We start from the raw sequence: 13,518 nt of genomic DNA on the forward strand, positions 1-13,518 counted from the left end.
GACCGGGCTGAGGGGCGCAGGTCAGGGGGCGGCGTCGTAGTCGAACCGTTCGACGACGGCGCTCCCCCCGACTGCACACACGCCGATGACGCGGCCGGTGAAACCGCCGGCGACTTCAGTGGACACATACCGCCCGTCCAGCCGGGCCAGCGTCACGGTGGTGCCGCCCTGCTGAAATCCGAAGAGGATCTGGTCCGGGCCGGTGTTCTTGCCCGGCTGGCCCGCGAAGGGAGCGTCGGTGCAGCTGACCTCCAGCCGGACAGGGCTCGTTGATACAGCGCTCGTTGATACAGCGCCTGTTGACGGATCCCGCGGGGCCGTCGCCAGCACCTGCCGCAGCGGCCCGATCTGGGCCACGGCCCTGACTTCGCAGTCGGACGCTTCAACCGCATACCAGTGGGAGTCGTCGATCCTCAGCACCAGCCTCACCGCCGTGCCTGCCGCCAGGCGGACAGTGGCGCTGGCGCTCCAGGCGTGGTCCCTGACCCTGGTCGCGAGGACGGGTGCGGCTCCCACGGGCCCACCCGCGACGCCGGAATCTCGGGCGGCGCCGGGCTCCCCGCTGCTGACGAGGAGACCGCCTGTGGCCGGGGCCGTGAAGGACGCCGGATCATTGCCCGGGGAGATCCACCGCAGATGGAGCTGGTCCGCGGAAAAATCATCGGAAAAGGAGGTGTCCACGGCTGGGACCCGGTAGCGGTCCTCGTCGAACCCGGGCCAGCCGTCAGCCCAGTTGATGCCCGCGACGAAGGTTTCCCGCCCCAGGACGTGGTAGCCGGGGACCACGCCGCGGGGGCGTACGCCCAAGTAGACCGCCGCCCAACCGCCGTCGGCCGTTTCGACCAGGTCGGCGTGCCCCGCATTCTGTACCGTGGCAGCAGTGCTGCGGCGGCTGAAGACCGGGTTGTCCGGATACGGCTCGAAGGGGCCCGCCGGCGAGCTGCTCCGGCTGACCGAAACGGCATGGCCCCGTTCGGTGCCGCCCTCGGCGAGGACCAGGTACCACCAGTTGCCGCGCTGATAGAGGTGCGGGCCTTCGGGGAATGCGAGCCCGGTTCCCTGCCAAACCTTCCGCGGACGTTCCAGCAGCTGACCGGACAGGGGATCCAGGAGCGCCTGGACGATCCCCGATTCGTTCTCAGCGGGTCCAAAGCCCACCCAGGTGAGGTAGCAATTGCCGTCCGCATCCCACGCGATGTCCGGGTCGATGCCCAGGGTCCCCGGAATCCGGACCGGGTCGCTCCAGGGCCCCGTCGCATTGCCGGCATGCATCAGCAGGTGGCCGCCGCCGAAGTCGCTCATGTTCGTGGTCACGAACCAGAACCGGCCGTTGTGGTACCTCAGGGTCGATCCGAAGATCCCGCCGGAAGGCCGGCGGTCTCCGGCGGCAAACTGGCTCCGCCGCGTGAGGATGTTCCCGATCTGCTCCCAGCTGACGAGGTCGCGGCTGTGGAAGATGGGCGCCCCGGGGAAGTATTCGAAGCTTGACGTAGCCAGGAAATAGTCGTCGCCCGCGCGGCAGATGGTGGGGTCCGGGAAGAAGCCGGGGATGACCGGTGTGATGGCGGCGGACGCTGTGGCTGGCCGCGCCAGTTCCGCTGCACTGTCAATCATCAGGGCTCCATCCGTAGCAAAGTGTTCACTGCCGGCTTTCTGGGGCCGGCAGTTCCTACGTTAGGGAGCCCGGTCCGGCGGCTGGACCGTGGATTTCAATGGTTGGAACGTAAGACGGGCTGTTATGCCCGCCCCGCGTCCCGGACGCCGGAGCTGGCTTCGGCCCGGAACCCGAGGTTTCGGGACACCGCCCTGGCCGTAGCCTGGACTGCCGGCGCCAGGACGTTCGGGGGAGTGGCGCCGTCGGGGACCACAATGGACAGTGCGGCAACCACGGCACCCTGGGCATCGAATATGGGTGATGCCACGGAAACGGTCCGGGAGGGCGCAGACCGTCTGATCATCGCGACGCCGGTGCGGCGGACGTCGGAGAGCGTTCGCCTGAGCTGGCCCTCCGGCATGGCGTCCACCCCGGCCTCCACGTCGGCAGGCTGCCGGATCACCGCTTCCTGGAAATCCGCGTCCGCGCCGGAGAGGAGAACCAGGCCGACGGCGGTGGACCGTAGCGGCGCACGGCCGCCCACCCGATAGGCAACTTCGGTGGCCTCCTTGGAGGACAGCCGCTCAATCAGCACGGCCTCGTTTTTGTCCCGGACCGCCAGCAGGACGTGGTGGCGCGTTACTTCAAAGAGGTCCTCCAGATAGGGCAGCGCGATTTCCCGCACACCGTGGCCGCGGGGCGACAGCGATGCGACTTCCCAGAGCCTCACGCCCACCACGTACCGGCCGTCGTCGAGCCTTTCCAAGGCGCCCCACGCCACCAGCCGGGCAATCAACCGGAGCGCCGTCGGCGCCGGCATGTCTGCGTACCTGGCCATTTCGGACAGCGTCAGGGCACGACGACGGTCGGTGAAGACCGCGAGGAGGCTCAGGGCCCGGTCAATGACCGGTTCGCCCTGCTTGGGGCGCTTGCCGCGGACAGGAGCGGCAACGTCCGGACCGCTAGTCGGGACTGCTGTCATCTCACACCGTTCCTTCTTCGTCGCCAGTGACCCCCACCACAATAGTGTTTCGCCCAATGAAACTCCTAGCCGGTGTTCCATGGTCTCCGCGCTCACTGGGCGGGGCGTCACCAGCACCGGTTCAGACGGACTCCACCACCTTCGCCCGGGCGAGGCTGCCGAGGAACCTGGCGCTTTCCTTCGGGGTCCGTTCCTGGGTAGTCCGGTCCACCGCGATGAGGCCGAACTTGGGTCGGTAACCGAAAATCCACTCGTAGTTGTCGAAGGCAGTCCACGCAATGTAGCCGCGCACGTCGATCCCGTCCGCCAGGCAGGAGGCAACGCCGTCCACCGCCGTGCGCAGGTAGGCAAGCCGCTGGGTGTCGTCCTCGGTGGCAAGGCCGTTCTCCGTGACGATCACGGGAATGCCGGCAACGCGGTGAGCTTCCCGAATGGTGGCCTCAAGGCCCTGGGGGTAGATCTCCTCGCCCATCTGGTTGGTGGGGACGCCCTCCGCAGCCGGAGCCAATCCGTCCGGACCGAAGACGGTGCGGCCATAGGTCTGGATTCCCACGAAGTCGTCGCTGCGGGAGGCTTCCAGAAAGCGTTCGTTGACGTCGCGGCGGGCCGAGTCAGCAAAGTCCTGGCCGCCGTCGATGGACTGGATATCGGAGTTTGCAAGCGTCCAGCCCACCTGCAGCTCCGGCCGCCTGGCCTTGATGGCTGCCGTGGCGGCCCGGTGCGCCGCCAGCTTTACGTCAAACGCGGCCTCTGTGGCAGTGAACTGGAACGGGGCCACCGTACTGGCGGCCACGCCCAAACGCTCCGCGGCTGTAGCCCAAACCGGAACAGAACCGCGGTCTTCCGGGGCCTCGCTGAACAGTCCGATGGATTTCAGTAGCCAGGGAAGGTTGGGTTCATTCAGGGTGCAGGCGATGCCAATGAGGTCGCCCAGGTGCGCCATGGCCCGGTCGCAGTAGCGGGCAAAGAGCCCGGCGGTCCTCGGACCTTCCCAGCCGCCGGCCGCCAGGAGCCAGAGGGGCGAGGTGAAGTGATGGAACGTGACCACCGGGGTAAGCCCATGCTCGTGGCAGGTTTCCAGTACGCGGCGGTAGTGGTTGAGTTCTGCCTCTGAGAAGTGGCCTTCCTCGGGCTCGATCCGTGCCCATTCCAACGAGAAGCGGTAGCTGGTGAATCCCAGGCCGGCAATCAGGGCGATGTCCTCGCGGTACCGGTGGTAGTGGTCCACGGCGTCCCCGGACGGTTCGGCGAAGATCGTGCCGGGGAGCCTTTCCAGGAACCAGCAGTCGCTGTTGACGTTGTTTCCTTCGACCTGGTGGGCTGCCGTGGCAACGCCCCATAGGAAGTCATGCGGGAAAGCAAAAGAGTCGGTCATCTGGTTCCTTTCGATGCGAGCGCCAAGCGACTGTGCATGGGCTGACTGTCCATCCTCGGTGCTCCGCAGCGGGCCAGTGGCAGCCGTTTTCATTGATTGAAAGACTCATCGCCTGAGCTGCCGGCCCCTGATGCGATGCCGTGACGCCCGCCACAGAAGTATTTCAACCAATGAAATCCTCGTGTCTCCATCAAACAGCGCCCGCTGATGCTTGAGGGGAGCCGGCCACCCGCCTGGCGCCCCTAACTGTTCTTCCCGTTGTCACATCAGAATGCAAAGGCGCACTACATGAAACTTCTGAACTCCACCGCACGCGGGAGCTCCGCCGTCCTGGCCGGAGCGTTCCTCCTGGGATCATTGACCGCCTGCGGCGGTTCCAGCCAGGCAACTGCCAAGGCGGACACGAGCTCCCTGACCCTCGCCGTCGACAGCGATGCTGCTTCTTTCGGGTTTGATCCGCTGCGGGTTGCCGACGCGCAGCGCCAGTTCTTCGAAGGCCTCTACGAGAACCTGATGACCCTGCAGCCGGACGGATCCGCGGGTCCGGGCCTGGCCAAGGAGTTCAGCTACAACGCGGACAACACGGTTCTCACGCTCACCCTCAAAGAGGGTGTCACATTCACGGACGGTTCCACCCTGGACGCAGCCTTGGTCAAAGCCAACTTCGACCGCCGCACGGATCCGGCGCTGAGTGCGTACTCCGCCGTGGCCAAGGGCGGCGCCCAGGAGATCACCTCGGTTGACGTCGTCAGCCCCGCGCAGGTTTCCCTCACGTTCGCAAAGGCCCAGCCGGGCTTTGAAAAGAACCTCACGGGAACCATGGGCATGATCGTCGGCAAGACCGGCGTGGCGGACACCGCCAGCCTGGCCGCGACCCCGGACGGCTCCGGCCCGTACACCCTTGACGCGTCCACGGTGAAGGGCAACAAGTACGTGCTGGTCAAGAACGAGAAGAGCCCGGACGCTTCAAAGTACGCCTTTAGCAAGGTCACCTTCAGCGTCATCCAGGATCCCCAGGCGCGTGCCAACGCCCTCGTCTCCGGCCAGGCCGACGTCGCCATGCTCACCTCCCCCACGGTGGACTTCGCAAAGTCCAAGGGCCTGGGCGTTTCCCAGATCGGAGGAACCCTGCACACCATGGTTTCCTTCGACAAGACCGGGAAGACCGCCCCCGCCTTCGCCAGCGAGAAAGTCCGCCAGGCGTTCCAGTACGCCATCAACCGCCAGGCACTGGTGGACGCACTGCACAAGGGGGATATCCCCGCCTGGAATGCACTTCCCAAGGATTCTGCCGGCTTCACCGAAGAGCTGAACACCAAGTTCGCCTATGATCCGGCGAAGGCAAAGAGCCTCCTGGCTGAGGCCGGCTTCGCTGACGGCTTCGAGTTCACCATTGTTGGCAGCGCTGAAACACAGACGGATCTGCAGGCCGTCCAGAAGGATCTTGCCGCCGTCGGGATCACCATGAACGTCAAGATGGCCGCTTCCACCGATGAAGCGTTCGCGGCAGTTGCCACCACGCCCCTCGGCTACGCCTCCCTCGGCTGGGACAACCCGGTGGGCCTGATGTACGGCGTCGTCCTGAACGGTTTCACCAACGTCCAGAAGGCCACCGATGAGCAGCTGACCGCCGCCACGGGCGAGGCTGCTGCCGCGAAGGACGACGCCGCCAGGAAGACCGCGCTCACCAAGCTCAACACCCGCCTGGTGGAATCCGGCTGGATGATCCCGCTCTACGAGTCACTCACCAACCAGGGCTACAACACCAAGAAGATCAAGCAGGTGGAGTTCGCCGGCACCAACGCCTACCCGCTGCTCTCGTCCTACGCACCCGCCAGCTAATACCCGAACCAAGCCAACACCGGCTCTGCCGGGCTGTCCTCAACGGAGGGCGGCCCGGCAGGTCCTGACCGATGGAGGTCACCATGGCACTATTCATTACCAAGCGCCTGCTGATGGCGCTCGCCACCGTGCTGGTGGTCGCGGTGCTGGCATTCCTGCTGGTGCACGCAATGCCCGGCAGCCCCGGAGCGGTCTCGCTCGGAGCCGGCGCATCCCAGGAAGCCATCGACGAGGTCAACCGTCGGCTTGGCTGGTCCGATCCCCTCCTGGTCCAGTTTTTCGGCTGGCTGGGTGGCGCGGTCCAGGGCGATCTCGGTGTCTCGCTCATCGACGGCCGTTCCGTGTCCGCTGACCTGGCCAGTAGGCTCCCGGTGACCGCGTCGCTCGCGGCCGGCGCCACCGTGCTGAGCGCTGTACTGGGGGTTCTCCTCGGCGTGACCGCCGCTGTGCGCGGAGGCCTCGCGGACCGGATCGTCGGCGGAATCTGCGGCCTGGCCGTGGCACTGCCCGCCTTCTGGATCGGCATCATCTTTGTGTACCTCTTCGCTGTCCAGTCCTCGGTGTTTCCCGCCACCGGCTACGTTCCCTTCGAAGTCTCCCCGCAGGACTGGGCCATGTCCCTGGCGCTGCCGGTGATCACCTTGGCCGTGGGCGGTGCGGCGTTCATCGCCCGTCAGACCAGGGCTTCCATGCTTGAGGCGCTGCAGCAGGAACATATCCGTACGCTCCGCGCCACGGCCACGCCCACCTGGAAGATCCTCTACATCCACGCCCTCCGCTACGCCAGCCTCCCCATCGTGGCCGGCATCGCCCTGCAGTTCATCGGACTGTTCGGCGGCTCCGTCATCGCGGAGCAGCTGTTCGCCATGCCGGGCCTGGGCCAGGCAGTCCAAAACTCCGTCAGCACCCACGATGCCCCCTCCGTACAGGGCGTAGTGGTCATCGCCACCGTTGTGGTGGTGGCCGTAAACCTGGTGCTGGAACTCGCCACCAAGTTCCTCGACCCGAAGTTGCGTGCCTCATGATCCCCTCCGTCGCTCCCGCCCCGCTCCAGCGCAAGAACGCCCTCGCCCGGCTCTCCGCCCACCGCCTCTTCGCTTCCCCGGCCGGCCTGGCGGGGGTCATCTGGCTGGCGGCCATCGTGGCCGCTTCATTGACTGCCCCGTGGTGGCTGCCGTTCAAAACCGAAGACCAGGACTTCACCGCCGTCCTCTCCGGCCCCACCGCTGCCCACTGGCTCGGTACCGATGAACTCGGCCGGGACCTCCTGAGCCGCATTTTCGCTGCCGCCGCAGGCACGCTCGGAACCTCACTGATCACGGTGATTGTCGGCGTCGGGCTTGGAACGGTCCTGGCGATGCTGGCGGCCGCCGCCGGCGAACGCGCTGAGGCGGTGATCAGCCGCGTCACCGAAATCATGATGTCCCTGCCCGGCACGGTGATCATCTTGGCCGTCATCGGCGCAGTGGGGACCAACATCCCGCTGATCATGGCGATCCTCGGCGTCCTCATCTCCGCCGGAATCTACCGCGTGATGCTCGGCCAGGCGAAGTCCCTTCAGTCCCAGCTCTACGTGGACGCCGCCAAGGTTGACGGCGTCAGCACGCTGGGCATCAGCCTCCGGCACGTCCTGCCCGGCCTGACCAACACCATCGTGGTGCAGTCCGCCCTCATCTTCGCCGTCGGCATGCTCATCCAGGCCGGCCTGGCCTTCATCGGCTTCGGCCCGCCCATCCCGCAGCCCAGCTGGGGCGGCATGATCCAGGGCGCATCGCAGCACGTTTACGACGCCCCGTGGCTGATGGTCCCCACCGGCGCCGTGCTCGCGCTGACCGTCCTGGCCGCCAACGCCATCGGCAGCGCCCTGGGCAAGGCGCCCAACGCCACCGCCTCCCACCTGCCGTCAGCGGCGGCACGCCGGCAGCGGGTCAAGGCTGTTTCAGCCCTGGCCGTGGCCGCAACGGCAGCCGACTCTGACGCCGCACCCGCGAACGGCCACCTCAGCGTCCGCGGACTCTCGGTAGGGGTCGACGGCGGTCCCCGCCTGGTCACGGACGTCTCGTTCGACGTCGAGCAGGGAACCGTGCTGGGGCTCGTGGGGGAGTCAGGGTGCGGCAAGACCATGACGGCGCTGTCGCTGCTTGGTCTGCTCCCCTCCGGGGTGGCCGCGGCCGGCGGGGAGATTCTGTGGAACGGCAAGAACCTGGCCGCCGCCACCGACCGCGAGATGGAAGCCATCCGAGGCCGTGAGATCGCCCTGATCTCGCAGGAACCCATGCGGGCCCTGGACCCCATGTTCACGGTGGGCTACCAGCTCACTTCCGCCATCCGTCGGCTCCGGAAAATCGGCAAGTCGGACGCCCGGAAGGAAGCCCTCGGCCTGCTTGAACAGGTGGGCATCGTGGACGCCGAACGCATCCTCAAGACCTACCCGCACCAGATCAGCGGCGGCATGGCCCAGCGCGTGGCCATCGCCCTGGCCCTCTCCGGACGGCCCCGGCTGCTGGTGGCCGATGAGCCCACCACCGCGCTGGACGTCACGGTCCAGGCGGAAATCCTGTCCCTGCTCCGCTCGCTGGTGAAGGACACCGGCATGTCGGTGGTGATGGTGACGCACGACCTCGGCGTCGTGGCGGACATCTGCGACAACGTCGCCGTCATGTACGCGGGCCAGGTGGTGGAAAGCGGCCGGACCGCCAACATCCTGGACAACCCCCGCCACCCCTACACGCTGGCGCTTCTTGCCGCGGACCCGCATGCCAACTCCGCGGCTGACATGCCTGACCGGCTGGCCACCATCAGCGGCCAGGTGCCGCAGCCCAAGGACTGGCCCGCCGGCTGCCGCTTTGCGGCCCGCTGCCAGTTCGCCGGATCGGCCTGTGCCACCCCGGTGCCGCTGCTGGCCTCCGGCTCGGAGGACGGGCTGGTCCGCTGCGTCAAAGCCGACGAACTGGCCGTGGAAGGCCTCGAGTGGCTTGCCACCGAAGTGCCCACGCACCGAGTACTGAAAATCGTTGAAAAGGACCTGGCATGAGCATCGAGACGGCAGAACGGCAGGACACAGCGGCGGTTGCGCCGGAGCAGCCCATGCTGGAAGTCAAGGACCTGGTGGTCCGCTACGGCCGCGGGCGGAAAGCTGCGGCGGTGCCGGCAGCGGTGGACGGGGTGAGTTTCAGCATCCTCCCCGGCGAGACCGTGGGCCTGGTGGGGGAGTCAGGTTCCGGAAAGTCCACCATCGGCAAAGCCATTCTGGGCCTCCAGAAGAGCGCCGGCGGCACCATCACCTTCCAGGGCAAGGACATCACCCGCGCCGGAGCTGCAGAGCGCCGCGCCCTGGGCGGAGAACTCCGGGCCGTCTTCCAGGACCCCAATTCCTCGCTGAATCCGCGCCAGACCATTGGTGCTTCGCTTGCCGAACCGCTGCGACTCCGCGGAGCCACTGCCCTTGAAGCCCGGGACAAGGCCGAAGCCATGCTGGAACGCGTGGGCCTGCCCCGCGAAGCTGTGGACCGCTATCCCAGCCAGTTCTCCGGCGGCCAGCGCCAGCGCATTGCGGTGGCGCGCGCCCTGATCTGCGACCCCCAACTGGTGGTCTGCGACGAGGCGGTCAGCGCCCTGGACCTTTCCACCCAGGCCCAGGTGCTCAACCTGCTGGCCGACCTCCGTGACGAACGCGGCCTCAGCTACCTGTTCATCGCCCACGACATTTCGGTGGTCCAGTTCCTCGCCCAGCGGGTGGTGGTCCTCTACCGCGGCCAGGTCATGGAAAGCGGACCGGCGGCAGCCGTGACGGAGGCACCCCAACACCCGTTCACGCAGGCCCTCGTGGCGGCTTCCCCCGTACCGAGGCCCGCGGAACAGGCCCAACGGCGCGCTGTCCGCGAAGCCCTGGGGGTTCGCACTGCCGCCGCTGTCGCGGCCACGCCGGGCGGCTGCCCCTTCAGCCAGCGCTGCCCGCTGGCCACGGAATTGTGTGCCTCCGAACGGCCCGCGCTGCGCCGCGTCGGGGCCTCCGACGTCGCCTGCCACTACGCCTGAAAGGGGCACCGTTGCCTGACCATCACGCATCCGCTCAGCCCACCCGCCTTCGGACCGAAAACCTGCGCCAGGCCGTCGGCATCACCAACACCGCCCCGCGGTTCAGCTGGACGCCGCCGCACGGCACCGTCCGGCAGACGGCCTACCAGCTCAGCACGAGCAACGGCTGGGACACGGGCCGCGTGGACTCGGAGGTGCACAGCTTCGTGCCCTACCGCGGGCTGGACCTTGGCTCCCGCGACCGCTTCGACTGGAAAGTCCGGACCTGGAACGTGGCCGCTGACGGCACCGAGGTGCAGTCCGGCTGGGCCGAGCCGATGGCCGTGGAGCTGGGCCTCCTGCATCCGGACGACTGGAGCGCCCGGTGGATCGGGCCCGACGAAACCACCGTCCCTCCGGCCGGTGAGCGCCCTGGCTACGCCCTGCACCGGGACTTCACCGTTGACGCCGTGCCGGATTTTGCGCGGGCCTACGCCACGGCGCACGGCATCTACGAGCTCTTCATCAACGGGCAGCGGGTGGGGGACCAGCAGCTCACCCCCGGCTCCACGAGCTACCACAGCACCTTGCAGGTCCAAGCTTTTGACATCGCCCCGCTGCTGCGGTCCGGACGCAACACCGTGCGGGCGGTCCTCACGGATGGCTGGTTCCGCGGGTCCTTCGGGTTCACTCGCGACGCCGACATGTACGGAACGCAGACTGCTTTCCTGGCGCAGTTGGAACTTGGGTCCGGTGACGGGCGGACGGTCATCGGCACCGACGGATCGTGGCTTGTTTCCGCCACGGAGATCCTCTCCGCTGACCTGATGGAAGGCCAGCGAGTGGACTTCCGGGCGGCAGCTGTTGACGGTAAGGCCACCCGGCCCGCCGTGCTGCGCGAAGGCAGCTTCGCCACCCTCACCGGTCCGGTGGCACCGCCCACCCGGATTGTGGCGGAACTTGAACCGGTGTCCATCTCCCGCCTGGCCAACGGCAATCAGATCGTGGACCTGGGGCAGAACATCAACGGCTGGGTCCGGCTCAGCCGGCTGGGCGCAGCCGGCACCGAAGTGACCCTGGTGCACGGCGAGGCCCTGGACGCGGCCGGCGATGTCACCCAGGACCACCTCCGCCCCATCGATTTCAAGAACCCCGGCCAGTTCCTCGGTGCCGGGCAGGTGGATTCGGTGGTGTCCGGAGGCACTCCTGGTGAGGTCTTCGAGCCGCGCCATACCGCCCACGGGTTCCAGTTCGTCTCCGTCCGCGGCCTGGCCGAAACGCTGCAGCCCGGGGACATCACCGGCTGCATGGTGCAGACCGACCTGGAACGGCTGGGCACCTTCAGCTGCAGTGACCGCAGGCTGAATAGGCTCCACGAGATTGTGGACTGGAGCTTCCGGGACAACGCCTGCGAGGTCCCGACCGACTGCCCGCAGCGCGAGAAGGCCGGCTGGACCGGCGACTGGCAGCTCTTTGTGCCCACCGCCGCGTACCTCTACGACGTGGCGGGCTTTTCGCGGAAGTGGCTCAACGATGTCCGTGCCGACCAGTGGGACAACGGCGTGATCGCCAACATCTCGCCGTCGCCCGGACCCGCCGTCACCGGCGCCGAATTCATGGCCTTCACCAACGGGTCCGCGGGGTGGGGAGACGCGATCGTCACGGTGCCCTGGGAGCTTTATCTCGCCACGGGGGACACCGGCATACTCGAAGAGAACTGGGACGCGATGAACCGGTGGCTGGGCTTCATCCGAAGCACCGCACAGGGGAACCGGCACCCGGCCAGGGCAGCCGGCCGCCCCGCCCCCGAAGAGCATGAGCAGTACCTCTGGGACACCGGCTTCCATTTCGGCGAATGGATGGAACCGGGCGGGCCGGCGCCGGACCTCTTCGCCTCCCGGTCCGCGGACAACGGCATCGTGGCCACCGCCTACTACCGGCACTCCTCTGCCATCATGGCCCGGATTGCCGCCGTCCTAGGCAGAACCGCCGAGGCTGGCGAACTTGGGGACCTCTCCGAGAACGTCCGCCGCGCGTGGCAGCGGGAATACCTGCAGGCTGACGGAACCGTATCCGGGCAAACGGTGCGCGGCGGCACGCAGGCCAACTGCGTGCGGGCGCTCGCCTTCGACCTCGTGCCGGACACCGCCCGTCCTGCCGTCGCGGATCAGCTGGCGGGCCTGGTCAGGGCGGCGGGCACCCATCTGGGCACCGGCTTCCTGGCCACGCCGTACCTGCTTCCAACACTTGCCGACAACGGCCACCTCGGACTCGCCTATGAGCTCCTGATGCAGGACTCTGAGCCCTCCTGGCTGGTGATGGTGGGCCGCGGCGCCACCACCATGTGGGAGGACTGGAACGGCATCGGTGCCGATGGCAGTGCCACGGGCTCGCTCAACCACTACAGCAAGGGTGCCGTAGTCTCGTTCCTGCACCGCTACACCGCCGGGCTGCGCCAGGCGCCGGGGAGTGCGGGCTGGCAGCGGATCATCATCGAACCCCGGCCGGGCGCCGGACTGACGTCCTCCAGCACGTCGCACCGGGGCCCGCAGGGCCTCATCGAGGTGGACTGGGCCATCGACGACGGCGTGCTGACGCTGACGGCCGCCGTCCCCTCCGGAACCACAGCGGACATCCGCCTGCCCGGTGGGCCGATTGCCGCCGTCGGGCCCGGAACTCATTCCTTTGCCGCCGCACTGGCGGCCCCCGATCTCGCAAGGAGCGCACGATGACCCCTGAAACAGTCACCACTGAATCCCTGCGACGGATGCCAGCGCCGCCGCCGTTTCCCGCCTTCGGGCCGCCGGGCACACCCGAGGATGTCTCTGGGCACTCCCGAGTGCACCGCGAGGTCAGCTACGCGATCGCGGTCGGCTTCCGGCGCCTGGCAATGGACATCTGGCTGCCGCGCGAAACCGCCGGACCCGTCCCCGTGGTGGTGTGGATCCACGGCGGCGCGTTCCAGCTTGGTGACCGCCGCCAACTGCCGCCCACGTTCGCCCCGGATTCGGTCTTCAAGCTGCTCAACGAGGCCGGCATCGCCTGCGCCACCGTTGACTACCGCCATGCACTGGAAGCGCCCTTCCCGGCGCAGCTGCACGACCTCAAAGCCGCGGTCCGCTACCTGCGCGGCCACGCCGACGTCCTGGGCATCGACGCGGACCGCATCGGCGCCTGGGGCGAGTCGGCCGGCGGGCACCTCGCTGCACTGCTCGGGGTCACCGGGGCCCGCGGGGAACTCGAGGGAGGGATTGGTGTGCAGGGGCACTCCAGCAGCGTCAGCGCCGTCGTCGACTTCTACGGTGTGTCCTCGCTGCCGGACATGCCGCCCATGGACACGCCCGCCGGGCTCATGTCCGGCCCGCTCGTGGCTGCAGTGCCACCGGGGATGACCATGGAACCCGGCCCCATGCTGGTGGGCGGCAGCGCCGATCCTGCCTTGCTAACGGCGGCCAGCCCGCTGGGCTACGTCACTGCCGGCGCGGCGCCGTTCCTGCTCATCCACGGCGACAGCGACGGCCTGGTCCCGCTGGCCCAGAGCGAACTGCTGGCCGCGGCGCTGACGGATGCCGGTGTCCGCAACGAGCTGGTCACCGTCGAAGGCGGCGACCACTGTTTCTTCTTCGCCGAAGACCAGCTGGACGGAATCCTCAGCACCGCAGTGGATTTTTTCGTCAGCGAGCTTTAAGGACAGGCCCGACGGCGGGC

Annotated in this window: 9 protein-coding genes; 6 read left to right on the forward strand and 3 right to left on the reverse strand. The window is 67.8% G+C overall.

Annotated elements, in window-relative coordinates; translation table 11 throughout:
* Window positions 1-21 precede the first annotated feature (21 nt).
* The 3 genes from PV761_RS02840 to PV761_RS02850 form a co-directional block, all read right to left on the reverse strand.
* Window positions 22-1,614 (reverse strand): family 43 glycosylhydrolase, encoded by a 1,593-nt coding sequence (locus PV761_RS02840; protein WP_347894165.1) that lies wholly within the window; start codon window positions 1,612-1,614, stop codon window positions 22-24.
* Between the two features lie 122 nt (window positions 1,615-1,736).
* Window positions 1,737-2,576, reverse strand: coding sequence for an IclR family transcriptional regulator (locus tag PV761_RS02845; protein WP_347894167.1), 840 nt, complete (start codon window positions 2,574-2,576; stop codon window positions 1,737-1,739).
* A gap of 121 nt (window positions 2,577-2,697) precedes the next feature.
* Window positions 2,698-3,951 carry a family 1 glycosylhydrolase gene (locus tag PV761_RS02850; protein WP_347894169.1) on the reverse strand — a complete coding sequence of 418 codons (1,254 nt, stop codon included), beginning with the start codon at window positions 3,949-3,951 and terminating at the stop codon, window positions 2,698-2,700.
* Window positions 3,952-4,239: 288 nt separating this feature from the next.
* Between PV761_RS02850 and PV761_RS02855 the strand changes: the two genes are divergently transcribed.
* The 6 genes from PV761_RS02855 to PV761_RS02880 all read left to right on the forward strand — a co-directional run bounded on the left by PV761_RS02855 (window position 4,240) and on the right by PV761_RS02880 (window position 13,498).
* Window positions 4,240-5,793 (forward strand): ABC transporter substrate-binding protein, encoded by a 1,554-nt coding sequence (locus PV761_RS02855; RefSeq protein ID WP_347894171.1) that lies wholly within the window; start codon window positions 4,240-4,242, stop codon window positions 5,791-5,793.
* Window positions 5,794-5,864: 71 nt separating this feature from the next.
* Complete coding sequence (locus PV761_RS02860) at window positions 5,865-6,818, forward strand: ABC transporter permease (protein WP_028270578.1); 954 nt, start codon at window positions 5,865-5,867, stop codon at window positions 6,816-6,818.
* A complete protein-coding gene (locus PV761_RS02865) occupies window positions 6,815-8,827 on the forward strand; it encodes a dipeptide/oligopeptide/nickel ABC transporter permease/ATP-binding protein (protein ID WP_347894174.1) in 2,013 nt (670 codons plus the stop codon). The genes PV761_RS02860 and PV761_RS02865 overlap by 4 nt, the downstream gene beginning before the upstream one ends.
* Window positions 8,824-9,831 carry an ABC transporter ATP-binding protein gene (locus tag PV761_RS02870; protein WP_347894176.1) on the forward strand — a complete coding sequence of 336 codons (1,008 nt, stop codon included), beginning with the start codon at window positions 8,824-8,826 and terminating at the stop codon, window positions 9,829-9,831. The genes PV761_RS02865 and PV761_RS02870 overlap by 4 nt, the downstream gene beginning before the upstream one ends.
* A gap of 11 nt (window positions 9,832-9,842) precedes the next feature.
* Window positions 9,843-12,542: a family 78 glycoside hydrolase catalytic domain gene (locus tag PV761_RS02875; protein WP_347894178.1), complete on the forward strand. Its 2,700-nt coding sequence runs from the start codon at window positions 9,843-9,845 to the stop codon at window positions 12,540-12,542.
* Window positions 12,539-13,498, forward strand: coding sequence for an alpha/beta hydrolase (locus tag PV761_RS02880; protein ID WP_347894180.1), 960 nt, complete (start codon window positions 12,539-12,541; stop codon window positions 13,496-13,498). The genes PV761_RS02875 and PV761_RS02880 overlap by 4 nt, the downstream gene beginning before the upstream one ends.
* The last annotated feature ends 20 nt before the right edge of the window (window positions 13,499-13,518 follow it).

Source organism: Arthrobacter sp. CC3, from assembly GCF_039907775.1.
GTDB lineage: Bacteria > Actinomycetota > Actinomycetes > Actinomycetales > Micrococcaceae > Arthrobacter.

Coding starts and splice junctions, on each gene's coding strand:
- PV761_RS02855 (WP_347894171.1), top strand. CDS start 4,240: ATGAAACTTCTGAACTCCACCGCACGCGGGAGCTCCGCCGTCCTGGCC.
- PV761_RS02845 (WP_347894167.1), bottom strand. CDS start 2,576: ATGACAGCAGTCCCGACTAGCGGTCCGGACGTTGCCGCTCCTGTCCGC.
- PV761_RS02860 (WP_028270578.1), top strand. CDS start 5,865: ATGGAGGTCACCATGGCACTATTCATTACCAAGCGCCTGCTGATGGCG.
- PV761_RS02840 (WP_347894165.1), bottom strand. CDS start 1,614: ATGATTGACAGTGCAGCGGAACTGGCGCGGCCAGCCACAGCGTCCGCC.
- PV761_RS02865 (WP_347894174.1), top strand. CDS start 6,815: ATGATCCCCTCCGTCGCTCCCGCCCCGCTCCAGCGCAAGAACGCCCTC.
- PV761_RS02870 (WP_347894176.1), top strand. CDS start 8,824: ATGAGCATCGAGACGGCAGAACGGCAGGACACAGCGGCGGTTGCGCCG.
- PV761_RS02850 (WP_347894169.1), bottom strand. CDS start 3,951: ATGACCGACTCTTTTGCTTTCCCGCATGACTTCCTATGGGGCGTTGCC.
- PV761_RS02880 (WP_347894180.1), top strand. CDS start 12,539: ATGACCCCTGAAACAGTCACCACTGAATCCCTGCGACGGATGCCAGCG.